Origin of the sequence: Zobellella sp. DQSA1, from assembly GCF_041950555.1 — a bacterium.
GTDB lineage: Bacteria > Pseudomonadota > Gammaproteobacteria > Enterobacterales > Aeromonadaceae > Oceanimonas.
Genome location: NZ_CP169531.1, coordinates 1,355,496 through 1,380,413 on the forward strand (window position 1 = coordinate 1,355,496; position 24,918 = coordinate 1,380,413).

The 24,918-nt window shown below is 61.7% G+C and carries 22 protein-coding genes; 16 read left to right on the top strand and 6 right to left on the bottom strand.

Features of this window, described 5'->3' with window-relative positions:
* Position 1 precedes the first annotated feature (1 nt).
* Positions 2-430, top strand: a complete 429-nt coding sequence (locus ACEVBK_RS06595) for a DUF6691 family protein (RefSeq protein ID WP_375057801.1) — start codon at positions 2-4, stop codon at positions 428-430.
* Positions 431-538: 108 nt separating this feature from the next.
* On the opposite strand, the gene bcp is transcribed toward ACEVBK_RS06595, so the two are convergent.
* Together bcp and ACEVBK_RS06605 are read right to left on the bottom strand one after the other, a co-directional pair.
* The gene (gene bcp, locus ACEVBK_RS06600) at positions 539-1,006 is read right to left on the bottom strand and encodes a thioredoxin-dependent thiol peroxidase (RefSeq protein ID WP_375057802.1); all 468 of its coding nucleotides are present in this window, start codon (positions 1,004-1,006) and stop codon (positions 539-541) included.
* 17 nt (positions 1,007-1,023) lie between these two features.
* On the bottom strand, positions 1,024-1,551 hold the full coding sequence (locus ACEVBK_RS06605; RefSeq protein ID WP_375057803.1) for a glycine cleavage system protein R: 528 nt from the start codon (positions 1,549-1,551) through the stop codon (positions 1,024-1,026).
* 133 nt (positions 1,552-1,684) lie between these two features.
* Here ACEVBK_RS06605 and dapA point away from each other — a divergent pair, with 133 nt between their 5' ends.
* The 3 genes from dapA (at position 1,685) to ACEVBK_RS06620 (ending at position 6,017) form a co-directional block, all read left to right on the top strand.
* A complete protein-coding gene (gene dapA, locus ACEVBK_RS06610; RefSeq protein ID WP_375057804.1) occupies positions 1,685-2,572 on the top strand; it encodes a 4-hydroxy-tetrahydrodipicolinate synthase in 888 nt (295 codons plus the stop codon).
* Positions 2,573-2,576: 4 nt separating this feature from the next.
* Complete coding sequence (gene bamC, locus ACEVBK_RS06615) at positions 2,577-3,569, top strand: outer membrane protein assembly factor BamC (RefSeq protein ID WP_375057805.1); 993 nt, start codon at positions 2,577-2,579, stop codon at positions 3,567-3,569.
* A 99-nt stretch (positions 3,570-3,668) separates the two neighbouring features.
* Positions 3,669-6,017: a DNA polymerase II gene (locus tag ACEVBK_RS06620; RefSeq protein ID WP_375057806.1), complete on the top strand. Its 2,349-nt coding sequence runs from the start codon at positions 3,669-3,671 to the stop codon at positions 6,015-6,017.
* A gap of 57 nt (positions 6,018-6,074) precedes the next feature.
* Here the strand turns inward: ACEVBK_RS06620 and ACEVBK_RS06625 are convergent, their stop codons facing one another.
* The 4 genes from ACEVBK_RS06625 to ACEVBK_RS06640 are packed head-to-tail and all read right to left on the bottom strand — an operon-like array spanning position 6,075 to position 8,476.
* On the bottom strand, positions 6,075-6,305 hold the full coding sequence (locus ACEVBK_RS06625; RefSeq protein WP_375057807.1) for a hypothetical protein: 231 nt from the start codon (positions 6,303-6,305) through the stop codon (positions 6,075-6,077).
* A 3-nt stretch (positions 6,306-6,308) separates the two neighbouring features.
* Complete coding sequence (locus tag ACEVBK_RS06630; RefSeq protein ID WP_375057808.1) at positions 6,309-6,983, bottom strand: M15 family metallopeptidase; 675 nt, start codon at positions 6,981-6,983, stop codon at positions 6,309-6,311.
* Positions 6,980-8,113, bottom strand: a complete 1,134-nt coding sequence (gene dapE, locus ACEVBK_RS06635; protein WP_375057809.1) for a succinyl-diaminopimelate desuccinylase — start codon at positions 8,111-8,113, stop codon at positions 6,980-6,982. The genes ACEVBK_RS06630 and dapE overlap by 4 nt, the downstream gene beginning before the upstream one ends.
* Positions 8,114-8,122: 9 nt before the next feature.
* Positions 8,123-8,476, bottom strand: a complete 354-nt coding sequence (locus ACEVBK_RS06640) for an ArsC family reductase (RefSeq protein ID WP_375057810.1) — start codon at positions 8,474-8,476, stop codon at positions 8,123-8,125.
* Between the two features lie 259 nt (positions 8,477-8,735).
* On the opposite strand from ACEVBK_RS06640, the gene ACEVBK_RS06645 reads away from it, so the two are divergent.
* The 12 genes from ACEVBK_RS06645 (at position 8,736) to clpX (ending at position 24,909) form a co-directional block, all read left to right on the top strand.
* Positions 8,736-9,821 (top strand): GGDEF domain-containing protein, encoded by a 1,086-nt coding sequence (locus ACEVBK_RS06645; protein WP_375057811.1) that lies wholly within the window; start codon positions 8,736-8,738, stop codon positions 9,819-9,821.
* Positions 9,822-9,936: 115 nt separating this feature from the next.
* Positions 9,937-11,634: an NAD-dependent malic enzyme gene (locus ACEVBK_RS06650; RefSeq protein WP_375057812.1), complete on the top strand. Its 1,698-nt coding sequence runs from the start codon at positions 9,937-9,939 to the stop codon at positions 11,632-11,634.
* Between the two features lie 335 nt (positions 11,635-11,969).
* On the top strand, positions 11,970-14,636 hold the full coding sequence (gene adhE, locus ACEVBK_RS06655; RefSeq protein WP_375057813.1) for a bifunctional acetaldehyde-CoA/alcohol dehydrogenase: 2,667 nt from the start codon (positions 11,970-11,972) through the stop codon (positions 14,634-14,636).
* Between the two features lie 247 nt (positions 14,637-14,883).
* Complete coding sequence (locus ACEVBK_RS06660; RefSeq protein ID WP_375057814.1) at positions 14,884-16,509, top strand: ABC transporter substrate-binding protein; 1,626 nt, start codon at positions 14,884-14,886, stop codon at positions 16,507-16,509.
* Between the two features lie 340 nt (positions 16,510-16,849).
* Entirely contained in the window at positions 16,850-17,770 is a 921-nt protein-coding gene (oppB, locus tag ACEVBK_RS06665) for an oligopeptide ABC transporter permease OppB (RefSeq protein ID WP_375057815.1), read from the top strand.
* A gap of 8 nt (positions 17,771-17,778) precedes the next feature.
* The gene (gene oppC, locus ACEVBK_RS06670) at positions 17,779-18,687 is read left to right on the top strand and encodes an oligopeptide ABC transporter permease OppC (protein WP_375057816.1); all 909 of its coding nucleotides are present in this window, start codon (positions 17,779-17,781) and stop codon (positions 18,685-18,687) included.
* Between the two features lie 10 nt (positions 18,688-18,697).
* The gene (gene oppD, locus ACEVBK_RS06675; RefSeq protein WP_375057817.1) at positions 18,698-19,669 is read left to right on the top strand and encodes an oligopeptide ABC transporter ATP-binding protein OppD; all 972 of its coding nucleotides are present in this window, start codon (positions 18,698-18,700) and stop codon (positions 19,667-19,669) included.
* Positions 19,662-20,642 carry a murein tripeptide/oligopeptide ABC transporter ATP binding protein OppF gene (gene oppF, locus ACEVBK_RS06680; RefSeq protein WP_375057818.1) on the top strand — a complete coding sequence of 327 codons (981 nt, stop codon included), beginning with the start codon at positions 19,662-19,664 and terminating at the stop codon, positions 20,640-20,642. Before oppD ends, oppF begins: the two co-directional genes overlap by 8 nt.
* 84 nt (positions 20,643-20,726) lie before the next feature.
* Positions 20,727-21,281, top strand: a complete 555-nt coding sequence (locus ACEVBK_RS06685) for a hypothetical protein (protein WP_375057819.1) — start codon at positions 20,727-20,729, stop codon at positions 21,279-21,281.
* A 245-nt stretch (positions 21,282-21,526) separates the two neighbouring features.
* A complete protein-coding gene (gene tig, locus ACEVBK_RS06690; RefSeq protein WP_375057820.1) occupies positions 21,527-22,837 on the top strand; it encodes a trigger factor in 1,311 nt (436 codons plus the stop codon).
* 87 nt (positions 22,838-22,924) lie between these two features.
* A complete protein-coding gene (gene clpP / locus ACEVBK_RS06695; protein ID WP_375057821.1) occupies positions 22,925-23,548 on the top strand; it encodes an ATP-dependent Clp endopeptidase proteolytic subunit ClpP in 624 nt (207 codons plus the stop codon).
* A gap of 80 nt (positions 23,549-23,628) precedes the next feature.
* Positions 23,629-24,909 carry an ATP-dependent protease ATP-binding subunit ClpX gene (clpX, locus tag ACEVBK_RS06700; RefSeq protein WP_375057822.1) on the top strand — a complete coding sequence of 427 codons (1,281 nt, stop codon included), beginning with the start codon at positions 23,629-23,631 and terminating at the stop codon, positions 24,907-24,909.
* The last annotated feature ends 9 nt before the right edge of the window (positions 24,910-24,918 follow it).

A 24,918-nucleotide genomic window follows, 5' to 3' on the forward strand; every position in this document is an offset into this window, starting at 1 on the left:
CATGCTGATGCTGATTGCGTTGTTGTCCGGCGGTCTGTTCGGGCTGGGACTGGTGGTTTCGGGCATGATAGATCCGGTCAAGGTGCTGGGTTTTCTCAACCTGTTCGGCGACTGGGATCCCAGCCTGGCACTGGTGATGGGCGGCGCCCTGGCCGTGTTTGCTCCCGGCTACTTTATCTGGCGCAAGGGCCACCGCCGTTGTGTGCTGGGGACCGAACTGCCCAGGGTATCGGCGCCGAACATCGACGCGCGGCTGGTCGGTGGGGCGCTGGTCTTCGGCATCGGCTGGGGGCTGGCGGGGCTCTGCCCCGGGCCGGCCATCGGACTGGCGGGCAGCCTGCAGTGGCAGGCCGGTGCCTTCATTGCCGCCATGGTGGCCGGCTTCTGGCTGGTGGGACGCTTGACGGCAGCGGGAAGCGGTAAGCCATAAGCTTTAAGCCAATCGAGTCGCAGGAAACAGTGGTGACCGGGTTTTACCCGATAAAAAGGCTGCGCCCCCTTGGCAAGGGGTTCGCAGCCTTTATCATTTGCTTCCAGCTTACGCCTGGTTCAGGTAAGCCAGCACCACCTGGTGGTGATCCTTGGTCTTGAACTTGTCGAACACCCTGGCCACCTTGCCCGCTTCGTCGATAAGGAAGCTGATGCGGTGGATACCGTCATACTCCTTACCCATGAATTTCTTCGGCCCCCAGACCCCGAAGGCGTCGGCCACGGCATGGTCCTCGTCGGACAGCAGGATGAAGTTGAGGTTGTCCTTTTCCTCGAACTTCTTGAGCCGGGCCACCGGGTCCGGGCTGATGCCGAGCACCACCACTCCCCGTTGCTCGAGTTCGGCCCGACTGTCGCGCAGGCCACAGGCCTGTACCTTGCAGCCCGGGGTCATGGCCTTGGGATAGAAATACACCAGCACCTTGCGGCCGGCAAACCGGCTTAGGCTGACCGGGGTGTTGTTCTGGTCGGACAGGGTAAAGACCGGTGCCTGGCTGCCTTCTGGGAGATACGTCATCTGCGGTTTCCTGTGGGTTATTTGCGTTTAAGGCGAAAACTGTGGCGCTCGCACTCCAGCTCGTGGCACAACTGACCGAAGGTGTCTTCTGCCTCGCCATCGGCCAGTTGCTCCGGAAGGTTGAGCTGGAAGTGGGCCTGAAACTTTCCCGACTCGTCACCGGACAGGGTCTGGCTCTGCATGGCCTGGATATCCCAGCCCCGGTCGCTGAAGAACTGGGTGCAGCGGTTGACGATGCCGGGTCTGTCGGCCAGCACCATTTCCACGTCGGCGCTCAGGGCGTAGCTGGGCTGGCTCAGCACCTGGGTGCGCTTCATCATGGTGATGAGCTCCTGGCTCTGGCTGAACAGGGGCAGCGTGGTTTCGAGTCGGGTGATCTGGTTCCAGCTGCCGGATAGCAGCAGGATAAAGGTGAACTCATTGCCGAAGATGCCGAGCCGGCTGTCGACGATATTGCAGCCGCAGTCGGTGACGTGGCGTGCCACTTCGTTCACGATGCCGGGCCTGTTTTCGCCTATGGCGGTCACCACGAGATGATGGGTCATCGGCGGTCCGAAAGGTCAGTTGGATAGAGAGCGGTCATGGTAGCACAAATTAGGGGTGTCTCCAGCGCCTCTCTTGTATTCCGACAGTGCCGCCACTACCATAGCGAACACTTGATACTTAGCGGAATTTGTCATGTTCAGCGGCAGCATAGTGGCATTGATTACGCCGATGACGGCGGATGGCGACATCGATTTCAGCAGCCTGCGCCAACTGGTCGACTACCATGTGGCTGGTGGAACGGCCGCTATTGCCGCCATGGGCACCACCGGTGAATCGCCGACCCTGACCACCACCGAGCACCTCGAGGTAGTGCGGGCCGTGGTGGAACATGCCGACGGCCGTATTCCGGTGATCGGCGGCTGTGGCTCCAACAATACCCGCCAGGCCATTCGCCTGAGCCGGGCCATGGAGGAGATGGGGGTGACTGCCGGGCTCTCGGTCACGCCTTACTACAACAAGCCGTCCCAGGCCGCGCTGAAGGCCCATTACACCGCCATTACCGAGGCCAGTGGTCTGCCGCAGATCCTCTACAATGTGCCGGGTCGGACCGGTTGTGATCTGTTGCCGGAAACCGTCGCCGTACTTTCGGAACTTGTGCCGGTTATCGGTATCAAAGAGGCCAGCGGTCGGCTCGAGCGAGTCAGCCAGTTGAAGGCCTGCTGCGGCGACGACTTCCTGCTGTTCAGCGGCGATGATCACCTGGCGCTTGATTTCGTACGCCTCGGGGGCCATGGGGTGGTCTCGGTCACCGCCAATGTGGCGGCGGCCGAGATGGCGACCCTGTTCAGGACGGCCCTGGCCGAAGACTGGCCGGCGGCGGAGTCCATCCAACGGCGGTTGTTGCCGCTGCATCAGCGTTTGTTTTGCGATACCAATCCCATACCGGTGAAATGGGCCTGTGCCGAGCTCGGGCTCATCGAGTCACCAATGCCGCGTTTGCCCTTGATCCCCCTGGACGCTTCGGGGCAGGAACAGGTGAGGGAAGCGTTAGTTAAAGCGGAGTTAATAGGGCGTGGATAAACCTTTGAATTCAAAAAAAATGATAATGGGCCTGCTGGCCATCAGTGTGTTGGCGGGATGCAGCAACCCGGAAACCCGTGCTCAGGCCAATCGCGGCTTCGACTATGAAGGGGAAAGCCTGAGAAGTCAGCCGCTGCTGATCCCGGCGGGGCTGGAAGCTCCGGCCTTCAACAACGAATATGTGGTGCCGGTGCTGTCCGACAGTGCCCAACACGGGGTGACCGGCAAGGCGCTGGATATTCGCCCACCTACCCAAGTGTTGCCTCTGGTGCGTGGGGCCGAGATCATGGACAACGGGACCGGACTATGGTTTTACCAACAGCGACTGGACCAGCCTCTGGAGCAGGAACTGAGCCAGGCGCTGGAGGCCTTTTTTGCTGCCCAGGGGGCGGACCCCAGCCGTGACGGCCAGGGCTGGCAGAGCAATGGACGGCCCATCGGCAATGCCAGCCAGCAGTTCCGCTGGCAGCTGGTACCGGATGCGGTACGGCGTGCGGTGGCGGTACAGGTAAACGTGCTGGGCAGCGAGGGCCTGATCCAGGACCGGCAACGGGCCGAGGCTTCCATGCTCAACGCCTTTTCACTGTCCTATCAGCGCGAACTGACCCAGCAACAAAACCTGCTGGATCGCAGCCCCATCACCCTGGAGCTGGACCAACCCCAGGGTCGGCTGCTGGCCGCCGAGGGCTATGACCGTACCTGGAAGCGGCTGGTGACCCTGTTGCCCCAGTTGGGCTTCCAGTTGACCAACCGGCAGCAGGCCCTGGGTTATGTGGACGTGGACTATGACGGCCTGAGTGCCTCCAAGTGGCGTGATCTGGGCCTGCCGAAGCTGGATATTCCCGAGCGGGAATACCGTATCCAGCTCGGCGATCTGGGCAACCAGAGCAGTATTACCCTGAGCGACAAGGACCGGGTACCGGTGTCGGCCGAGGTGCTGGGCGAGTTCGCTACCACCCTGAGCAAGGCCTTCCAGCGCACCGATCTGATCCGCTGAGGCGGACCATTTTCATTGGGTTGAAGGGCCGGCAGGCCCTTTTTATTTTTTACTCCCGTAACGAGAGGATTCCCTCTTGTCCTTCTCTATAATGGGGCCATGAACCAGATAGAGCAGGGTTTTATCCTCAGCCGCCATAGCCGGGACCTCCAGGGGAGCACCGAAATCTGCTACTGGCTCTGCACCGAGCGGGGCCCGGTACGCCTGTTGCTGGTCGGCGAGAGACCGCTGTTTATGGTGCCGGTATCGGCCCGGGAAGAGGTGGGGCGGCGGCTGGGGGCGGCGGGTATCGGCTACCAGTGGGCCGAGCCCGGACTGCAGAGCTTCGAGCATCAGCCGTTGGCGGTGCTCTATTTTCCCACCATTGCGGCGCACAGGACGGCGGCGGAATGGCTGCGGCGGGAAGGGGTGGCGGTCTACGAGGACGACTTTCGCCTGCACGAGCGCTTCCTTATCAGCCGCTTTATCCGGGGCAGCGTGGTCTTTGTCGGCCGGGAGCAGCGACGGGACGGCTACCGTCAGTTTGGCGGGGTCCGGCTGAAGGCGGCCGACTGGCAGCCGCGCTTTCGGGTGCTGTCGCTGGACATCGAATGTTCAGCCCAGGGCGAGCTCTACTCCATCGGCCTCTACGGCGAGGAGTTCGCCCGGGTACTGATGATAGGCGAGCCGGAGCCCGCCGATACCGACATTCGCTGGCTGGCCGGCGAGCCGGCCCTGCTACGGGCGCTGGAGCAGGAACTGCAGTCCCATGACCCGGACATTATCATCGGCTGGAACCTGGTGGGCTTCGACTTCCGTACCCTGCTGGCGCGGGCTGCCCTCCATGGCCTGCGGTTGCGCCTGGGGCGGGGCGGGGAGTGCGCCCACCTGCGGGAGCAGAGCCTGACCGGCCAGGCATTCCTGACCCTGCCCGGGCGGGTGGCCATCGACGGCATTGAGGCGCTCAAGACCGCCTGTTACCAGTTCGACAGCTTCAGCCTGGAGTCGGTGGCCCGGCAACTGCTGGGCCGGGGCAAGCAGACCGAGGACGTGGCCAACCGGCTGGCGGCCATCAGCCGGGACTTTCGCCACAACAAACCGAAACTCGCCGCCTACAACCTGGAGGACTGCCGCCTGGTGTGGGATATCTTCGAGCATACCCGGCTGCTCGATTTCCTGCGCCTGCGCAGCCAGCTCACCGGCCTGGAGCTGGACCGGGTCGGCGGCTCGGTCGCCGCTTTCACCCAGGTTTACCTGCCCCAGCTGCACCGGGCCGGTTTCGTGGCTCCCAACCTGCCGGCGGGTGGTGGCCTGGCCAGCCCCGGCGGTTATGTGATGGACTCCCGCCCCGGTCTCTACCGCCATGTGCTGGTGCTGGACTTCAAGAGCCTCTATCCCTCCATCATCCGCACCTTCAAGATAGATCCCCTCGGCCTGGTGCTGGGACTCGAGGAAGAGGATGCCATTCCCGGTTTTCGCGGCGGGCGTTTTTCCCGCCGTCACCACTTCCTGCCCGCCATCATCGAGCGGCTGTGGCGGGAGCGGGATCAGGCCAAGCGGGAGCGGGACGGGCCCCGCTCCCAGGCCATCAAGATCCTGATGAACTCCTTCTACGGGGTGCTGGGCTCGGGAGGCTGCCGCTTTTTCGACACCCGGCTGGCGTCGTCCATTACCCTGCGCGGCCACGAGATCATGCAACAGAGCGCCCGCTGGATCGAAAGCGAGGGGCACGAGGTGATCTACGGCGACACCGACTCGGTCTTCGTGCTGTTGGAAGGGGAGCACGACGAGGCTTCGGCCAGCCGGGAGGGGCGGCGGCTGGCGGTCCTGGTCAGTGACGGTTGGCGGGAACAACTGGCTGGGGAGCTTAGGCTTGAGAGTTTTCTGGAGCTGCAGTTCGAGAGCTATTTCGCCCGCTTCCTGATGCCTACCATTCGTGGCCGGGAGCAGGGTTCGAAGAAACGCTATGCGGGGATGCAACTGAAAAACGGCGTGAGCGAGCTGGTGTTCAAGGGCATGGAAACGGTGCGCTCCGACTGGACGCCCCTGGCCCAGCAGTTCCAGACCGAACTGTACCGATTGGTGTTTGCGGACAAGGATCCCAGCGACTTTATTCGCCTGATCCTGGCCCAGACCCTGGCCGGAGAGCGGGACTCGGATCTGGTCTATCGCAAGCGGCTGCGCCGGCCCTTGGTCCAGTACGTGAAATCCCAGCCGCCCCAGGTGCGGGCGGCACGCCTGGCCGACGAGCACAACGCTCGGCGAGGCCTGCCCCTGCGTTACCAGCAGAAGGGGGTGATCCGTTACCTTATCACGCTGAACGGGCCCGAGCCCGAGGAATACCGCCAATCGGTCATCGACTACCAGCATTATATCGATCGCCAGCTGAAGCCGGTGGCCGACGCCATCCTGCCCTTCGCAGGGCTCAGCTTCGATGCCCTGAGCGGGCAGCAACTGGGATTGTTTTGATACGGCGGGGATGGGGAAGCAGGGGCCGGGAACTGGATAATCCCCGGTCCCCAATCCCTATTTTTTTTCGTCCTTGTCGTCCTTGTCGTCGGGGTGGTAGCTGCCCGGGGGCACCCCCCAGTCGTCGTCCTTCTTGCGCTTTTCTTCCTCGTCGTCCCAGTCGCGCAGTTTCATCTTGTCGCGATTTTTCTTCACGACTTTTTCAATCTGCTTGGTGTCCTTGAGGGCGCTGACGAAAATGCCCACGATGAACAGCAGGGGCAGGGCGATCCAGAGCCAGACGCTCATGGTTTACTCCTCGGTGGTGGGGCGGATAAAGCGGGCGAAAATATCGTCCATCAGGTTAAGGATATGCGTTTTTCCGGCAACCGGCCGGGCGCGGATGGCCTCGGCCACCAGGGCCGGGGTCAGGGCGGCGGCGCAGGCACCGGCCAGGGGCCGGTAGCTCAGGTGCCAGGGTTCCATCGCCACGCCGCCGCCGTCCCGGCCGAAGGGCAGGTAGAAGCCGAAACGGCCCATGTTGGCTTCGAGCCACTGACTCAGGGGGTGGAAATAGCCTCCCTCCTGGTATTCCCATGGCTCCAACTGCAGCTTGCCGCCCGGAGGCAGCAGGCCGGGATCGTAGACGTCCAGATCCGTGCCCCAGTGGTGGCGGCTGGTGCCGGGCAGGGCGCTCCAGCGCAAGATGGCCAGGATGCGCTCCGGCTCTGGCAGGGCGAGGGCATCCAGCGGCTTGCTGTCCGCGTCCAGCAGTGGGCGGCTGCCCTCGAACTTGCCGTTCCAGATCGCCAACTGGCGGTCGAAACCGCGAAAGCTCGAGGCCGGGGTCAGGGCAAAGCCCGCCTCGGCCGCCGCCGCCTGCAGGGCGGCGAAGGCCGCCGCCGCTTGCGGTTGCAGCCGGTGACCCGGCTCCTTCAGCGCCACCAGGTGGTGGTCGGTCAGGCCGAGCAGGGCGTCGGGCGTCATGCCAGCAGCTGCTCCAGTATGCCTTGGTACATGTCGGTAAGCTGCTCCAGATCGGCGATTTTCACGCACTCGTTGAGCTTGTGGATGGTGGCGTTGACGGGGCCGAGCTCGATCACCTGGGCGCCGGTCTGGGCGATGAAGCGGCCGTCGGAGGTACCGCCGGTGGTGAGCAGGGCCGGCGGCTGGTGGCGTACCGCCTCTACCGCCGCCACCGTGGCCGCCAGCAGGTCGCCCTGGTCGGTGAGGAAGGGCTTGCCGTTGAGCAGCCAGTGGAGGTCGTAGTCGAGGCCATGGGCGTCGAGCACGCTGTGTACCTTGGCCTGGATCCTGTCTTGGTCCAGCTCGGTGCTGAAACGGAAGTTGAACTGCACCTGCATGTCACCGGGAATGACGTTGGAGGCACCGGTGCCGGCCTGGATGTTGGCGATCTGGAAGCTGGTGGGCGGAAAAAATTCGTTGCCCCTGTCCCAGACGGTGTTGGCCAGTTCGGCCAGGGCCGGGGCGGCCTTGTGTACCGGATTATCCGCCAGGTGCGGGTAGGCTACGTGGCCCTGCACGCCCTTGACGACGAGATCGCCGGTGAGGGAGCCGCGGCGACCGTTCTTGACCACGTCGCCCACCTCACTGGTAGACGAGGGCTCGCCCACCAGGCACCAGGTGATCTTCTCGTTGCGGGCTTCCAGGGTGTCCACCACCCGGGTGGTACCGTTGATGAAGGGGCCTTCCTCGTCGCTGGTGATCAGAAAGGCGATGGAGCCCTTGTGATCCGGGTGCCGGGCGATGAAACGCTCGGTGGCCACCACCATGGCGGCGAGCGAGCCTTTCATGTCGGCCGCGCCCCGGCCGTGCAGGTAGCCGTCGATCTCGGTGGCGTCGAAGGGGGGGGTGTGCCACTTGTCGAGCGGACCCGGGGGCACCACGTCGGTATGGCCGGCAAAGCAGAACAGCGGCCCTTCGCTGCCCTTGCGGGCCCAGAGGTTGGTGGTGTCTTCGAACACCATGGTTTCCAGTGTGAAGCCCAGGGCTTTGAGGCGCGCGCCCATCAGTTCCTGGCAGCCTTCGTCTTCGGGAGTGACCGAGGGGCGGTTGATCAGATCCTTGGTCAGGGCCAGCACGGCAGAGTCAGTCATTGTTGTCCTTTATGAGATGTTGAATAAGCGCGAGTAAAGCTCGGTATTAAAGCCCAGGTGCAACTGGCCATCGAATTCCAGCAACGGGCGTTTGATCATGGCCGGATTGGCCAACAGCAGGGCGGCGGCGGTATCCGGGCCCAGGGCAGCCTTGTCGGCGTCGGGCAGGGCGCGGTAAGTGGTGCCGCGTTTGTTCACCAGTTGCTCCCAGCCCAGGCGCTCGAGCCAGTCTTCTAGCTCGGCCGGGTTCAGGCCATCGGCCCGGTGGTCGACAAATTGGTAAGCCACACCCTGCTGCTCCAGCCACTGGCGGGCCTTCTTGACGGTGTCGCAGTTCTTGATGCCGTAGAGTTTGATGGTCATGGTGGTGTCCTGTAATTGCATGGCCGGGATTTTGGCACTTAAGCTCCAGACCTGCAACCGGCGCTCGGGAAACCGCGAAACGGTGCCAGGCCAATGATTTCCGGCCCGTGCCAAAATACGCTGGCGCATCCTGCGGGCTTTGGGTAGTGTTAGCGTTTTTGCACTTCCTGTCGCAGCCGCACCGGTGCCGAGTCCGGCACCGTCCGAGGCACTTTATTCATTCAGTTCGCCGTTTTAACTGTAGAAAAAGGGGAATGGGTTGGAACTCAAGGAATACTGGAGTGATAGCTATCACTCCCGGGATTTTAAGCTCACCCGCATCGGTTTTGTCGCCATTCGTTTTCGCTGGCTGGTTGCCCTGCTTATCATCGGCATCGCCGGCTGGATAGCCGTCGACTGGTGGGTGCTGGATCCGGAACACTTCAAGCTGTTGTGGAAAGTCCGGTTGATTACCGGCGTCATGCTCACGCCTTTATTGCCCTTAAGCTATTTGTGCAAACTCAACCGCCGCTGGATGATACTGTCCATCTATTCCCTGTTGGGCATATTGCTGGCCTTCAATCTGGTGAACCTGTGGAGTTTCCGCGACGGAGTGGCGATCCCAGTTGGTTATATCGCTTTTCCCTATTTCCTGTTGGCGCTGCTGGGGGTGTTGCCGCTGCCGATCAAGTCTGGCCTGCGGGTGGCCGGGGTCATTACCCTGGCGGTACTGGCCACCGACTACTGGCTCGACTCCCGCAGCCTGACCAATGGCGATCTGGTGGACCGGATATGGCTGCTGCTGGCGTTCAGCCTGGCGATGATCTGGGTACAGGCGGGGCAACTGCGTATGCTGCTGGACCTGTACCGGGAGTCGACCCGGGATCCCCTGACCCGGTTGATGAACCGGCGGCTGTTCGTGCGCCAACTGGAGGAGGTGCGTCACCACAGCAGCCCCGACCGGCCCTATACCCTGATCCTGCTGGACCTGGACCGCTTCAAGCGCATCAACGATGACCACGGTCATCTGATGGGGGACGAAGTGCTGGTGAGTGCGGCCAACACCATCATGGACATCTTCGGCCCCGAGGCCATAGTCGCGCGCTATGGCGGCGAGGAGTTCATCGTGCTGTTGCCCGGCACCCCGCTCGAACAGGGGGCGCGCCAGGCCGAGACCCTGCGGCTGGCGGTGGAATCCCAGCCGGTGGAGAACCCGCTGGAAGACAGTGAAGTCATGGTCACCGTCAGTGCCGGTGTGGTGGAAGGTAACCAGGACAGCATCGTCCAGGAACTGCTGCGCCAGGCCGATGAGGCGTTGTATGGCGCCAAGAGCCGGGGCCGCAACTGCGTAATGGCGCAGAGATAGCCGCAGTCTGTGTTGATGGTGGTTTGCAAGGGGGGCTTGGCTTATACTGCGCCCCTAGCCCCCACAATCCAAAACATGACCTCCCCCCAGGGACTAAAACAAAGCGAGATGTCTTATGCCCCAAGAGCATCAGGAAAAACGTGCCCTTTATGTACCCTATGCCGGCCCGGCCCTGCTGGAAACCCCGTTGCTGAACAAAGGCAGCGCCTTTAACAAGGAAGAGCGGATTTCCTTCAACCTGGACGGCCTGCTGCCCCATAATATCGAAACCATCGAAGAGCAGGCTTCCCGCGCCTACAAGCAGTACACTTCCTTCCAGAACGACCTCGACAAGCATATCTACCTGCGCAATATCCAGGATACCAATGAGACGCTGTTTTATCGGCTAGTGCACGACCACCTGAGCAAGATGATGCCGATCATCTACACTCCGACGGTAGGCCAGGCCTGTGAGGAATTCTCCAATATCTATCGTCGGGCCCGGGGTCTTTTTATCTCCTATCCGGATCGGGACCGTATCGACGACATCCTGCAGAATGCCACCAAGCGCAACGTCAAGGTCATTGTGGTGACCGACGGCGAACGCATCCTGGGTCTGGGCGACCAGGGCATCGGCGGCATGGGCATTCCTATCGGCAAGCTGTCCCTGTATACCGCCTGTGGCGGCATCTCGCCGGCCTACACCCTGCCGGTGGTACTGGATGCGGGCACCAACAATCCCCAGTTGCTGAAAGATCCCATGTACATGGGCTGGCGCAACCCGCGGGTCACCGGCGAGGAATATGAGCAGTTCGTCGATGCCTTTATCAAGGCGGTGAAACGCCGCTGGCCCAATGTGCTGCTGCAGTTCGAAGACTTCGCCCAGAAGAATGCCATGCCCCTGCTCAACCGTTACAAGGACGAGCTGTGCTGCTTCAATGACGACATCCAGGGCACCGCCGCCGTGACCCTGGGCTCCCTGATCGCCGCCTGCCAGGCCAGCGGCAGCAAGCTGTCCGAGAAAAGGGTGGCCTTCCTCGGCTCCGGCTCCGCCGGTTGCGGCATCGCCGAGCAGATAGTGGCGCAGATGAAAGCCGAAGGTCTGAGCGACGCCAAGGCGCGGGAGCGGGTGTTCATGGTGGACCGCTTCGGACTGATTACCGACAACATGCCCAACCTGGTGGACTTTCAGCGGCCCCTGGCCCAGTCCCTCGAGCACATCCAGGACTGGCAGGTGGCGGGCGAGAACATCTCCCTGTTGGAAGTGATGCAGAACGCCAGGCCCGATATCCTGATCGGGGTATCCGGCCAGCCTGGCCTGTTCACCGAAGAGGTGATCAAGACCATGCATGCCCACTGCCCGCGGCCCATCGTGTTTCCCCTGTCCAACCCCACCTCCCGGGTGGAAGCGACGCCGGAAGACATCATCAACTGGACCGACGGTCAGGCCCTGGTGGCCACCGGCAGCCCCTTCGCGCCGGTGGAGTACAAGGGCAAGCTCTATGAAATCGCCCAGTGCAACAACTCCTATATTTTCCCTGGCATCGGCCTGGGCGTGCTGGCCTGCGGTGCTCGCCGGGTCACCGATGCCATGCTGATGTCCTCCAGCCGTGCCCTGGCCGCCTGTTCGCCCATGGCCCAGAATGGTGAAGGGGCCCTGTTGCCGCCGCTGGAAGAGATTCAGCAGGTCAGCAAGAAAATCGCCAAGATGGTGGCCAAGACCGCCCAGTTGCAGGGCCAGGCCTTGCAGATCTCCGATGCGGCCCTGGATGCGGCGATAGAGGCCAACTTCTGGCAGCCGACCTACCGCAAGTACCGCCGGGTTTCCTTCTAAGGTACCGGGGTTAGGTTACACAAGGCATGCATTGGCATGCCTTCATACTTGCTCAATCAGGCAACTCCCATGTTAAGACAGGCGACTTCTTTGGCCGTGACAGGCAACTTGTGTTGAAGGTGCGTCTTGTTATTTTCCCACTATAATTCCTGATTAATCGCTATATCTTTCCTTGTGTCGCCTTTTTTGTAATTAAATTACGTTTCCGGGTGAAATACTGATCCGGATCAATACCCATTAGAGGGTATCTCCTACACTGGTATCAAATCTTTGGTTAAGCCCTCGAGGCTCAGGTTTTAGCCAAGGTTTTTTATTTTCGAGTGAGGAGTATCCCTATGGCCGTTTCAACCCTGCAAGAGCTGGACACCCTGGTGGCCCGCGTCAAGGCAGCCCAGCACCTCTATGCCGGCTTCAGCCAGGAGCAGGTGGACAAAATTTTCCGTGCCGCGGCCCTGGCCGCCAACAACGCCCGTATCCCGCTGGCCCAGCAGGCGGTGGCCGAGACCGGCATGGGCCTGGTGGAAGACAAGGTGATCAAGAACCATTTCGCCTCCGAATATATCTACAACAAGTACAAGGACGAGCGCACCTGCGGCGTACTGGAGGAAGACAGCGATTTTGGTACCATCACCATCGCCGAGCCGGTGGGTCTGATTTGTGGCATAGTGCCTACCACCAACCCGACTTCCACCGCCATCTTCAAGGCGCTGATCGCGCTCAAGACCCGTAACGGCATCATCTTCTCGCCCCATCCCCGGGCCAAGGGCGCCACCTGCGAAGCCGCCCGTCTGGTACTGCAGGCCGCGGTCGAAGCCGGTGCCCCACGTGACATCATCGGCTGGATAGATGGCCCCTCGGTGGAGTTGTCCAACCACCTGATGCAGCATCCGGACATCAACCTGATCCTGGCCACCGGTGGCCCCGGCATGGTGAAGGCGGCCTATTCCTCCGGCAAGCCGGCCATCGGCGTGGGGGCGGGCAATACCCCGGTGGTGATCGACGAGTCCGCCGACATTAAGCGGGCGGTGGCTTCCATCGTGATGTCCAAGACCTTCGACAACGGCGTGGTCTGTGCCTCCGAGCAGGCGGTGATCGTGCTGGACGAGGTCTACGACAAGGTCAAGACCCGCTTCCAGAGCCACGGTGGTTATGTGCTGCCGAGTACCGACGCCGACAAGGTACGGGCGGTGATCCTCAAGAATGGCGCCCTCAATGCCGATATCGTCGGCCAGCCGGCCCAGGCCATCGCGGCCATGGCGGGGGTCGAGGTGCCGGTCGATACCCGTATCCTGATCGGCGAGGGGCTGGCCATCGGCCACGATGAGCCCTTCGCCCACGAGAAACTGTCACCAACCCTCGGCATGTTCCGCGCCCGCGACTTCGCCCAGGCCCTGGACATGGCGGAGCAGATGGTGATCCTGGGCGGCATAGGCCATACCTCCACCCTCTATACCGATCAGGATCTCAACGCCGAGCGTATTCGCCTGTTCGGTGACCGTATGAAGACCGCCCGCATCCTGGTCAATACCCCGGCTTCCCATGGCGGCATCGGCGATCTGTACAACTTCAAGCTGGCCCCGTCCCTGACCCTGGGCTGCGGCTCCTGGGGGGGCAACTCCATCTCGGAGAACGTGGGACCCAAGCACCTGATCAACCGTAAAGTCGTGGCCAAGAGGGCGGAAAACATGCTGTGGCACAAGCTTCCCAAGTCCATCTACTTCCGCCGTGGCTGTCTGGCCGAGGCGTTGACCGATCTGAGTGGCAAGCGCCGGGCCATGGTGGTGACCGACCCCTTCCTGTTCAACAGCGGTTACGCCGACAAGGTCGGTCGCCAACTCAAGGCCCAGGGCATGGAAGTGGAAGTCTTTCATGAAGTGGAAGCGGATCCGACCCTGACCACGGTACGTAAAGGTGCCGAACGCATGCTGCACTTCCAGCCCGACGTCATCGTCGCCCTGGGTGGCGGATCCCCCATGGACGCGGCCAAGATCATGTGGGTGATGTACGAGCATCCCAACACCCACTTCGAAGAGCTGTCCATGCGCTTCATGGATATCCGCAAGCGTATCTACCGTTTCCCGAAAATGGGCACCAAGGCGGCCATGGTGTGTATCCCCACCACCTCGGGCACCGGCTCCGAAGTGACCCCCTTCGCGGTGGTCACCGACGACCAGACCGGCATCAAGTACCCGCTGGCGGACTATGAACTGACCCCGGACATGGCCATCATCGATGCGGATCTGGTGATGAACCTGCCCAAGTCCCTGACCGCCTTCGGCGGCCTGGATGCGGTCACTCACGCCCTGGAGGCCTATGTGTCGGTGCTGGCCAACGAGTATGCCGATGGCCAGGCGCTACAGGCCCTGACCCTGCTGAAGAACTACCTGCCGGCGGCCTATCACAAGGGAGCCCAGGATCCGCTGGCGCGGGAGAAGGTGCACAACGGCGCCACCCTGGCGGGCATCGCCTTCGCCCAGTCTTTCCTCGGGGTCTGCCATTCCATGGCCCACAAGCTTGGCGCCGAGTTCCATCTGCCCCACGGCCTGGCCAATGCCCTGCTGATCAGCAACGTCATTCGCTACAACGCCAATGACAACCCGACCAAGCAGACCGCGTTCAGCCAGTACGACCGGCCCCAGGCCAAGTGTCGCTACGGCGAGGTGGCGGTACACCTGGGCCTGGCATCGCCTGCGGACAGCGGCAGTGCCAAGGTGGAGAAGCTGGTGGCCTGGCTGGACAGCCTGAAGGCGGAGCTCGGAGTGCCGGCTTCCATCCGGGACGCGGGGGTTAACGAGGCCGACTTCCTGGCCCGGCTTGACGAGTTGGCCATCGCCGCCTTCGACGATCAGTGCACCGGTGCCAACCCGCGCTACCCGTTGATCACCGAACTCAAGCAGCTGTTGCACGACAGCTTCTACGGTCTGGCCTACCAGGAAGGGGTGGAGCGCGAGCCGGAAGCGAAGAAAAGCAATGTGAAAAAACTGAAAACCAAGGCGGGGTGACTCTCGACTCGATAAAAAAGCGCCGGCTCAGCCGGCGTTTTTTATTTTTAGTAACAATTGAAACTGTGATCTGAGTGGTGTTATTGGATTATTTTGCCAGGAAAACGTTTTACCTTGGTTTTGTTAACTGATTTTTGATCTTGTGTTGGTGTTTTGTCGTGGTATAACCAGATGGAACTATAGCACGGGTCGGCGGGATTGCCGGTGTGTCGGCGTCTGTCCGGACCCTTTCAAGGAGAGAAAAACAATGACCTTCCAGAAAACCATCCTGGCCAGTTCCCTCTTTTCCATGCTGAGCCTGGGTCTTTCCGACCAGGCGCTGGCGGCGGAGGTGCCCGAGGGTACCCGGCTGGCCGAGGTACAGCAGCTGGTGCGGGGTAACGGCTCCGAGCCCGCCTCGCTGGATCCCCACAAGACCGAAGGGGTGCCCGAGTCCGGCATACTGCGAGATCTGTTCGAAGGTCTGGTAACTTCCGGGCCGAATGGAGAAATTCTTCCCGGCGTGGCCGAGCGCTGGGAGACCAGCGACAACCAGGTATATCTGTTCCACCTGCGCGAGGACGCCAGGTGGTCCAACGGCGATCCGGTTACCGCCCATGATTTTGAGTTTGCCTTCAAGCGTTCGGTTGATCCCAGGACCGCCTCTCCCTATTCCTGGTACATGGAAAAGGCCACCATCCAGAACGCCACCGAAGTGGTCAACGGCAAGCTGTCACCCGAGGCACTGGGCGTCAGGGCCCTGGACGAGCGCACCCTGGAGGTGACCCTGGCCAAGCCGGTGCCCTATTTCGTGGGCATGATGTTTCACACCACCACCTATCCGGTACATCGCGCCACGGTGGAAAAATATGGTGACGAATGGACCCGGGTCGGCAACATGGTATCCAACGGCGCCTATACCCTGTCCAACTGGGTGGTGAACGAACGCATCGAGCTCAAGCGCAACCAGCACTACTGGGACAATGCCAACACCGTGGTCGAGCAGGTGACTTTCCTGCCCATCCCGTCCCAGAACGCCGAGATGAACCGTTTTCTGTCCGGCGAGCTGGACATGACCTATGAAATTCCCCTGGAGCATTTCAAGCGACTCACCAGCCAGCATCCGGACAAGGTGCGGGTGGGCGGCTATGTGGGCACCTATTACTACCAGTTCAACACCCGCAAGGCGCCCTTCGACGATGCCCGGGTGCGCAATGCCCTGTCCTACGCCATCGACCGGGATATCATCGCCAACATGGTGATGGGGCAGGGGGAGATCCCCGCCTACACCCTGGCGCCCGAGGTGGTGGACGGTTTCACCCCGCCGGCGGTGGCCTGGGCGGATTGGTCCCAGGCCGAGCGGGATGCCAGGGCCAAGGCACTGATCGAAGAAGCCGGCTACGGCAAGCACAAGCCGCTCCAGTTAAAGCTGCTCTACAATACCAACGACAACCACCGCAAGGTGGCGGTAGCCATCGCCTCCATGTGGAAGAAGCACTTGGGGGTGGAAGTGGAGCTGGTCAACCAGGAATGGAAGACCTACCTGGATACCAAGACCCAGGGTAACTTCGAGGTGGCCCGGGCCGGCTGGATCGCCGACTATAACGAGGCGTCCAGCATGCTGGATCTGATGCAAACTACCCACGGCAACAACGACGGCAAGTATTCCAACCCCGAGTTCGACCGCCTGATGGCCCAGTCCCGCCTGGCCACCGACGATGAGGCGCGCAACCAGCTCTACGCCCAGGCCGAGGAAATCCTGGCGGTGGACATGCCCATCGCCCCCATCTACCAGTATGTGAAGGCGCGGCTGGTGCAGCCCCATGTGGGCGGCTACCCGGACAACCCGCTGGACAATGTCTACAGCAAGGATCTCTATATCCAGGCTAACTAAGAGCCTGTTTGGAGTCTTTGGTACTCGGCCAAAGCGCACCGTTCCGCCGACACGCCGTGGGGACATGACACTCACGGTTTCGACCTGCTGCGAACATTCACTGGATGTTTGGTCAGGCCGAAACCGCTCGTTACGGCGAGCAGGCTCGCCCCCTGGCGCGGAGGGTCGGCGGAACAGCACCTTTGTCCTCTCCAAAGCGCTGGTGTCGCCTGTTGACTCTTCGTTGAGTCGTTACAGACAAGCTTCGCAGAGACCTTAAACAGGCTCTAAGAGGCCAGGGGAGGCCGCCCGGTGGCGGTCCCTTCTTGATTCGCCAACTGTCTGTCAGCAGAGGTTCAAGATGTTCAAATTTATTCTCAAGCGGGTGCTGGAAGCCATTCCCACCCTGCTGGTGCTGATCACCGTTTCCTTCTTTATGATGCGCTTCGCGCCGGGCAACCCCTTCAGTTCGGAGCGGGCCCTGCCGCCGGAGGTGATGGCCAATATCGAGGCCAAGTACGGCCTCGACCAGCCGGTGCTGCAGCAGTATTTCAGCTACCTCGGCAACCTGACCCGGGGCGACCTGGGGCCTTCCTTCAAGTACAAGGACTTCAGCGTCAACGATCTGGTGGCCCAGGCGCTGCCGGTGTCCGCTAAAATCGGCCTGTTCGCCTTCGGCTGCGCGGTGCTGCTGGGCGTGGGCGCCGGCATCATAGCGGCGCTCAGGCAGAACAGCTGGCTCGACTACGCGGTGATGTCCACCGCCATGCTAGGGGTAGTGATCCCTTCCTTCGTGCTGGCGCCGGTGCTGATCCTGGTGTTCGCCATCCATCTGAAATGGCTGCCCGCCGGTGGCTGGCAGGGGGGCGGCTGGCAGTTCATGATACTGCCGGTGGTGGGCATGATGATGCACTATATCGCCGCCATCGCCCGCATCATGCGCGGCTCTATGATCGAAACCATGAACGCCAACTTTATTCGCACCGCCCGGGCCAAGGGGCTGCCCATGTCGCGCATCGTGCTGCGCCACGCCTTGCGTCCGGCGCTGCTGCCGGTGGTGTCCTACCTGGGGCCGGCTTTCGTCGGCATCATCACCGGCTCGGTGGTGATCGAAACCATCTTCGGCCTGCCCGGCATCGGCCAGCTGTTCGTCAACGGCGCCCTCAACCGGGACTACTCCATGGTACTGGGGCTGACCATACTGGTGGGCGCCCTTACCATTACCTTCAATGCGGTGGTCGACATCCTGTACGCGGTGATCGATCCCAAAATTCGTTACTGAGGTGAACCATGGTGGTAACCAAAGACAAACAGGCGGCGGTGCTGCAGTTCGCCGAGCAACTGGAAGTGGAGGGACGCTCGCTCTGGGCCGATGCCCGTCGTCGTTTCCTGCACAACAGGGCGGCGTTGGTCAGCCTGATCTTTCTGGTGCTGATGACTCTGCTGGTGGTGCTGGGGCCGCGCTTTGCCCCCTATGCCTTCGACGAAACCGACTGGACCGCCATGATGGCGGCCCCCAGCCTGGAGAACGGTCACTACTTCGGTACCGACTCCCTGGGCCGGGATCTGTTCGTGCGCACCCTGATGGGCGGTCAGATCTCCTTGATGGTGGGCCTGCTCGGCGCCTTGGTGGCGGTGGTGATTGGTACCCTCTACGGTGCCACCGCCGGCTTCGTGGGCGGGCGCACCGACCGGGTGATGATGCGGCTGCTGGAGATCCTCTATTCCTTCCCCTTCATGTTCTTCGTTATTTTGCTGGTGACTTTCTTCGGCCGCAATATCCTGCTGATCTTCTTCGCCATCGGCGCGGTCAGTTGGCTCGACATGGCGCGTATCGTGCGCGGCCAGACCCTGAGCCTCAAGGGCAAGGAGTTCATCGAGGCGGCCGAGGTGTGCGGGGTGAGCCGGTTCAACATCATCGTACGCCACATAGTGCCGAACGTACTCGGCATCGTGGTGGTGTACGCCACCCTGCTGGTGCCGGGCATGATTTTGTTCGAGTCTTTCCTCAGCTTCCTCGGCCTGGGAGTGCAAGAGCCCATGACCAGTTGGGGCGCGCTGCTGGACGAAGGGGCCAAGGCGATGGAAATCGCACCCTGGCAACTGCTGTTTCCCGCCGTTTTTATGGTGGTGACCCTGTTCTGTTTCAACTTCCTGGGCGACGGTCTGCGTGACGCCCTGGATCCCAAAGACCGCTGAGGAGAGCGCCATGAATCTGCTTGATGTGACCGAGCTGCGGGTGGAGTTCGCCACCCCCGAGGGCGAGGTAGTGGCGGTCAACGACCTGACCTTCAGCCTGGCCGCCGGCGAGACCCTCGGCATCGTCGGCGAGTCCGGTTCGGGCAAGAGCCAGACCGCCTTCACCATCATGGGGCTGCTGGCCAAAAACGGCCGTACCACCGGCCAGATCCGTTACCAGGGCCGGGAGTTGCTCGGCCTGCCGACCCGGGAGCTCAACAAAATCCGGGCCGAGGACATCGCCATGATCTTCCAGGACCCCATGACTTCCCTCAACCCCTATATGAAGGTGGGGGAGCAACTGATGGAGGTGCTGATGCTGCACAAGGGCATGGGCAAAGCCGAGGCCTTCGCGGAGTCGGTGCGGATGCTGGAGGCGGTGAAGATCCCTGAGGCCCGCAACCGCATGAACCGCTACCCTCATGAGTTTTCCGGCGGCATGCGCCAACGGGTGATGATCGCCATGGCGCTGCTGTGCCGGCCGAAACTGCTGATCGCCGACGAGCCCACCACCGCCCTGGACGTGACGGTGCAGGCCCAGATCATGAGCCTGTTACAGGAACTCAAGGCCGAGTTCAACACCGCCATCATCCTTATCACCCACGATCTGGGGGTGGTAGCCGGCAGTTGCGACAAGGTGTTGGTGATGTATGCCGGCCGTACCATGGAATACGGCCCGGTGCGGGACATCTTTTACCGGCCGAGCCACCCCTACACCGAAGGGCTGCTCAAGGCCATTCCCAGGCTGGACGGGGAGGAAGCCGAGCTGCCCACCATCGCCGGCAACCCGCCCAACCTGCTGCGGCTGCCGCCGGGCTGTCCCTTCCAGCAGCGCTGCGACCATGTGCAGTCCCATTGCCGGCAGCAGGCGCCGGTCCTGACCCCGTTCGGCGACGGTCGCCGCCGGGCCTGTTTCCGCGAACTGGAGGTGAGCCATGTCTGAGCCGCTGCTGCAAATCCGTGATCTCAAGGTGCATTTCCATATCAAGGCGGAGAAAGCCTGGCCCTGGGAGCCGCCCCGGGTGCTGAAGGCGGTGGATGGCGTCAGCCTGGATCTCCACGAAGGGGAAACCCTGGGTGTAGTGGGGGAGTCGGGCTGCGGCAAGTCCACCTTCGCCCGGGCGGTTATCGGCCTGGTGCCGGCCAGCGCCGGCCAGGTGTTGTGGCGGGGGGAGGACCTGACCAGGCTGTCTCATACCGAGCTCAGGGAGCGGCGCAAGGATATCCAGATGATCTTCCAGGACCCTCTGGCATCCCTCAATCCGCGCATGACCATAGGGGACATCATCGCCGAGCCGTTGATCACCTATTATCCACGCCTGCCTAAGGGGGAAGTGAAGGAAAAGGTGAGGGCCATGATGGCACGGGTGGGACTGTTGCCCAACGTCGTCAATCGTTATCCCCACGAGTTTTCCGGTGGCCAGTGCCAGCGCATCGGCATCGCCCGGGCACTGATCCTGGAGCCCAGGCTGGTGATCTGCGACGAGCCGGTGTCGGCGCTGGATGTGTCCATCCAGGCCCAGGTGGTCAACCTGCTGAAGCGGCTGCAACAGGAGATGGGGCTGTCGCTCATCTTCATCGCCCACGATCTGTCGGTGGTCAAGCATATCGCGGACCGGGTACTGGTGATGTATCTGGGCAACGGGGTGGAACTGGCCCGGAAACAGTCGCTGTACGCCGCCCCCGGTCATCCCTACACCCGGGCCCTGCTCAGCGCCGTGCCCATCCCGGACCCGGATCTGGAGCGGGGCAAGACCATAGAGCTGCTGGCGGGTGAGCTGCCGTCGCCGATGAAGCCGCCTTCGGGCTGCGTGTTCCGCACCCGCTGCCCCCTGGCGGACGAGGGCTGTGCCCGGGAACGCCCCCGACTCGCCGGCGGTGGGGAGCACCTGGTGTCCTGCCTGAAGGTGGGGTGAACACCGGAGGGGTCCCGGCTTGGTTATACTTGTAATGACGATCGAAAAGGGTCGGGCACAGCCCTGTCCGACGGGAGGAGGGTCATGAAACGATACTATTATCTCAGCGACGATCTGGACGATCTGGAAGCCGTCGAGCAGGAACTGGAGGAAGGCGGCATCACCGAGCCGCAGATCCATGTACTCAGTCAGCAGGACGGGGCGGTGGAGCGGCACCGGTTGCACGAGGTGGAGCCGGTGCTGAAGCAGGACGTGGTGCGGGCCACGGAGCTGGGGGCGCTGATCGGTGTCGTGGCCGCCGGCCTGGTGCTGCTGGTCAGTCACCTGTCGGGACTGACCGAGACGGTCGGCTGGATCCCCTTCATCTTTCTGGCGATAGTGGCGCTGGGGTTTTGCACTTGGGAAGGCGGCATGTTCGGTATCCAGCAGCCGCACCGGGAGTTCCGCAAATACCAGGCTGATCTCGCTGCGGGTCGGCACCTGTTCTTCGTCGACATCGAGCCGGAGCAGGAGGTGGTGCTGGCGCGGGTGGCAGGGGCCCATCCAGGGTTGAGCCCGGCGGGCAGCGGTGCCTCCACACCGCGCTGGGTGATCCGGTTGCAGAACAAGTGGAAGGCCTTTCTCCATATTATGCCCTGAGCCGGCGGCCGGGCCGGTTTGGTGGCAAAAACCGGTCCGGCGGGGTTGAAAAGCACTATTTATGCCTCATATTGCCCAACAGGAGCGGACTGCCGCTCGACGCTGGTTTTTTGCCTCGCTATAATGCCGCGTCTTAATGTGCCATGAAGGCCCCGGGTCTTCGACAGAATTCAAGGAGCAGCCGGGCTGCTCCCCACATATCACAGGGTCAGCACCACGGTGCTGAAGAAAATTGAGGTAAGAGAATGCAAGTTTCTGTAGAGACGACCCAAGGCCTGGAGCGCCGTCTGACCATCACTGTACCGGCTGACAAGGTAGAAGGCGAAGTAAACAGCCGCCTGCGTCAACTGGCCAAAACCCGTCGTATCGACGGTTTCCGTCCTGGCAAGGCCCCGCTGTCCATCGTCAAGAAAATGTTCGGTCCCTCCGTGGAAGCCGACGTGGCCGGCGAATTGATGCAGCGCAACTTCTTCGAAGCGGTGATCAGCGAGAAGCTGAACCCGGCCGGTATGCCGACCATGGAGCCTTCCGCCCTGAAAGCCGGCGAAGACTTCACTTTTACTGCCATTTTCGAAGTGTATCCGGAAGTGGAAGTGAAAGGCCTGGACGCGGTGACCGTTGAAAAGCCTCAAGCCGAGGTGACCGACGCCGATCTGGACAAGATGATCGACACCCTGCGCAAACAGCACGCCGATTGGGTAGCGGTAGAGCGTGAAGCCGCCGACGGCGACCGGGTGACCATGAACTTCGTGGGCTCCGTGGACGGTGAAGAGTTCGAAGGCGGCGCCGCCGAAGACTTCGTGCTGGTACTGGGCTCCGGCCGCATGATCCCCGGCTTCGAAGATGGCCTGCTGGGCAAGAAGGTCGGCGACGACTTTACCCTGGAAGTCACCTTCCCCGAGGAATACCACGCTGAAAACCTGAAAGGCAAGCCGGCCCAGTTCGCCATTGCCGTAACCAAGGTGGAAGCCCAGCAACTGCCCGAGCTGACCGAAGAATTCGTACAGCGTTTCGGCATTGCCGACGGCTCCGTCGACGGCCTGAAAGCCGAAGTACGCAAGAACATGGAGCGCGAGCTGAGCCAGGCCCTGAAAGCGTCCGTGAAGGAGCAGGTGATCGACGGTTTGCTGGAGCAGAACCCGGTGGACGTGCCCAAGTCCCTGATCGACAGCGAAATCGACACCCTGCGCCAGCAGGCACTGCAGCGTTTCGGCGGTCTGGATCCCAAGAACGCCCCGCAACTGCCGGCCGAGCTGTTCAAGGAACAGGCCGAGCGTCGCGTACGTGTGGGCCTGCTGCTGGGTGAAGTGATCAAGACCAACGAGATCAAGGCCGACGACGCCAAGGTCCAGGAAATCATCGCTTCCATGGCCTCCGCCTACGAGGATCCGGCTGAAGTGGTTGCCTACTACAACGAAAACCCGCAACTGCTGGAAAACGTGCGTAACCTGGCCATCGAAGATCAGGCTATCGAGTTTGTCCTGGCCCAGGCCAAAGTGACCGACAAAGAGGTCAGCTTCGACGACCTGATGAACAAGCCGGGCGTTGGCGCTTAAGAACATTTGACTTAAGCATTAAGCTCTTGCGTATAATGGCCCCAGTGTGAGTGCACTTGGGCCATTTTGTTTTGGGGACAATATCTTATGTCAAACAATCATAATCCGATGATGGACGGGCCCCTGGCTGCCCTGATCCCCATGGTGGTGGAGCAGACCGCCAAGGGGGAACGTTCCTACGATATCTATTCCCGCTTGCTGAAAGAGCGGGTGATTTTTCTGACTGGCCAGGTCGAAGATCACATGGCCAACCTGATCTGTGCCCAGTTGCTGTTTCTGGAGTCGGAAAACCCGGAGAAGGACATCTACCTCTATATCAACTCGCCGGGGGGGTCGGTGACCGCGGGCATGTCCATCTATGATACCATGCAGTTTATCAAGCCGGACATCAGCACGGTGTGCATGGGCCAGGCCTGCTCCATGGGGGCTTTCCTGCTGGCCGGCGGTGCGGCAGGCAAGCGTTTTGCCCTGCCCAACAGCCGGGTGATGATCCACCAGCCCCTGGGTGGCTTCCAGGGCCAGGCGTCGGACATCCAGATCCACGCCAAGGAAATTCTCTATATCAAAGAAAAGCTCAATCGGTTGCTGGCCGAACACACTGGCCAGGAACTGTCGATAATAGAGCGCGATACCGACCGCGACAACTTTATGTCGGCGGCTCAGGCCCAAGAATACGGCCTGGTCGACCAGGTGCTGTTCAAGCGCGATTGAGCAAAGCGGGGAGGGGTGCTGTACACTCTTGTTAAGAGCAAGTAGGCGCTCCTCAGCCTGTACGCATACGAGGTGACTGAATGACAGACAAACGCAGGGGCGAAGGGGAAGGCGGCAAACTGCTGTACTGTTCTTTTTGCGGTAAAAGCCAGCATGAAGTGCGCAAGCTCATTGCCGGCCCTTCCGTCTATATATGTGACGAGTGTGTCGAGCTGTGCGAAGACATCATCCGGGAAGAGATCAAGGATATTTCGCCCAAGCGGGAAGGCAGTGCCCTGCCCACGCCCCATGAAATCCGCTCCCATCTGGATGATTACGTCATCGGTCAGGACCATGCCAAGAAAGTGCTGGCGGTGGCGGTATACAACCATTATAAGCGGCTGCGTAACGCCGGCAGTACCGACGGGGTTGAACTCGGCAAATCCAATATCCTGCTGATTGGTCCCACCGGCTCGGGCAAGACCCTGCTGGCCGAAACGCTGGCCCGACTGCTGGACGTGCCCTTCACCATGGCCGATGCCACCACCCTGACCGAAGCCGGTTACGTGGGCGAGGACGTGGAAAACATTATCCAGAAGCTGTTGCAGAAATGCGACTACGACGTGGAGAAGGCCCAGCGCGGTATTGTCTATATCGACGAAATCGACAAGATTTCCCGCAAGTCCGATAATCCTTCCATTACCCGGGACGTGTCCGGCGAAGGGGTGCAGCAGGCACTGCTGAAGCTGATTGAAGGCACCGTGGCCTCGGTACCGCCCCAGGGCGGGCGCAAGCATCCCCAGCAGGAGTTCCTGCAGGTGGACACCTCCAAGATCCTGTTCATCTGCGGCGGCGCCTTCGCCGGCCTGGACAAGGTGATAGAGCAGCGCATGGACAAGGGCACCGGCATCGGTTTCGGCGCCGAGGTAAAGACCAAGAACGAGAAGGCTTCCCTGAGTGAAATATTCACCCGGGTGGAGCCGGAAGATCTGGTCAAATACGGCCTTATCCCCGAGTTCATCGGTCGTCTTCCGGTGGTCGCCACCCTCACCGAACTGGACGAAGATGCCCTGGTGCAGATCCTGTCCGAGCCCAAGAACGCCCTGACCAAGCAGTATGGCGCCCTGTTTTCGCTCGAGGACGTGGAGCTGGAGTTCCGTGACGACGCCCTGCGTGCCATCGCCCGCAAGGCCATGGAACGCAAGACTGGCGCCCGTGGCCTGCGTTCCATCGTGGAAGGCGTGCTGCTCGATACCATGTATGACCTGCCGTCCATGGACGACGTGGCCAAGGTGGTGATCGACGAAACCGTGATCAAGGGTGAATCTGCGCCTATCCTTATCTATCAGAAAGGAGAGGCCCAGGCCGCCGCCGGCGACTGAGTGGATTAT

Coding starts and splice junctions, on each gene's coding strand:
- adhE (WP_375057813.1), top strand. CDS start 11,970: ATGGCCGTTTCAACCCTGCAAGAGCTGGACACCCTGGTGGCCCGCGTC.
- tig (WP_375057820.1), top strand. CDS start 21,527: ATGCAAGTTTCTGTAGAGACGACCCAAGGCCTGGAGCGCCGTCTGACC.
- ACEVBK_RS06685 (WP_375057819.1), top strand. CDS start 20,727: ATGAAACGATACTATTATCTCAGCGACGATCTGGACGATCTGGAAGCC.
- ACEVBK_RS06660 (WP_375057814.1), top strand. CDS start 14,884: ATGACCTTCCAGAAAACCATCCTGGCCAGTTCCCTCTTTTCCATGCTG.
- oppB (WP_375057815.1), top strand. CDS start 16,850: ATGTTCAAATTTATTCTCAAGCGGGTGCTGGAAGCCATTCCCACCCTG.
- ACEVBK_RS06625 (WP_375057807.1), bottom strand. CDS start 6,305: ATGAGCGTCTGGCTCTGGATCGCCCTGCCCCTGCTGTTCATCGTGGGC.
- oppF (WP_375057818.1), top strand. CDS start 19,662: ATGTCTGAGCCGCTGCTGCAAATCCGTGATCTCAAGGTGCATTTCCAT.
- clpP (WP_375057821.1), top strand. CDS start 22,925: ATGTCAAACAATCATAATCCGATGATGGACGGGCCCCTGGCTGCCCTG.
- ACEVBK_RS06640 (WP_375057810.1), bottom strand. CDS start 8,476: ATGACCATCAAACTCTACGGCATCAAGAACTGCGACACCGTCAAGAAG.
- ACEVBK_RS06650 (WP_375057812.1), top strand. CDS start 9,937: ATGCCCCAAGAGCATCAGGAAAAACGTGCCCTTTATGTACCCTATGCC.
- clpX (WP_375057822.1), top strand. CDS start 23,629: ATGACAGACAAACGCAGGGGCGAAGGGGAAGGCGGCAAACTGCTGTAC.
- dapA (WP_375057804.1), top strand. CDS start 1,685: ATGTTCAGCGGCAGCATAGTGGCATTGATTACGCCGATGACGGCGGAT.
- ACEVBK_RS06630 (WP_375057808.1), bottom strand. CDS start 6,983: ATGACGCCCGACGCCCTGCTCGGCCTGACCGACCACCACCTGGTGGCG.
- oppC (WP_375057816.1), top strand. CDS start 17,779: ATGGTGGTAACCAAAGACAAACAGGCGGCGGTGCTGCAGTTCGCCGAG.
- ACEVBK_RS06595 (WP_375057801.1), top strand. CDS start 2: ATGCTGATGCTGATTGCGTTGTTGTCCGGCGGTCTGTTCGGGCTGGGA.
- ACEVBK_RS06605 (WP_375057803.1), bottom strand. CDS start 1,551: ATGACCCATCATCTCGTGGTGACCGCCATAGGCGAAAACAGGCCCGGC.
- bcp (WP_375057802.1), bottom strand. CDS start 1,006: ATGACGTATCTCCCAGAAGGCAGCCAGGCACCGGTCTTTACCCTGTCC.
- oppD (WP_375057817.1), top strand. CDS start 18,698: ATGAATCTGCTTGATGTGACCGAGCTGCGGGTGGAGTTCGCCACCCCC.
- ACEVBK_RS06620 (WP_375057806.1), top strand. CDS start 3,669: ATGAACCAGATAGAGCAGGGTTTTATCCTCAGCCGCCATAGCCGGGAC.
- dapE (WP_375057809.1), bottom strand. CDS start 8,113: ATGACTGACTCTGCCGTGCTGGCCCTGACCAAGGATCTGATCAACCGC.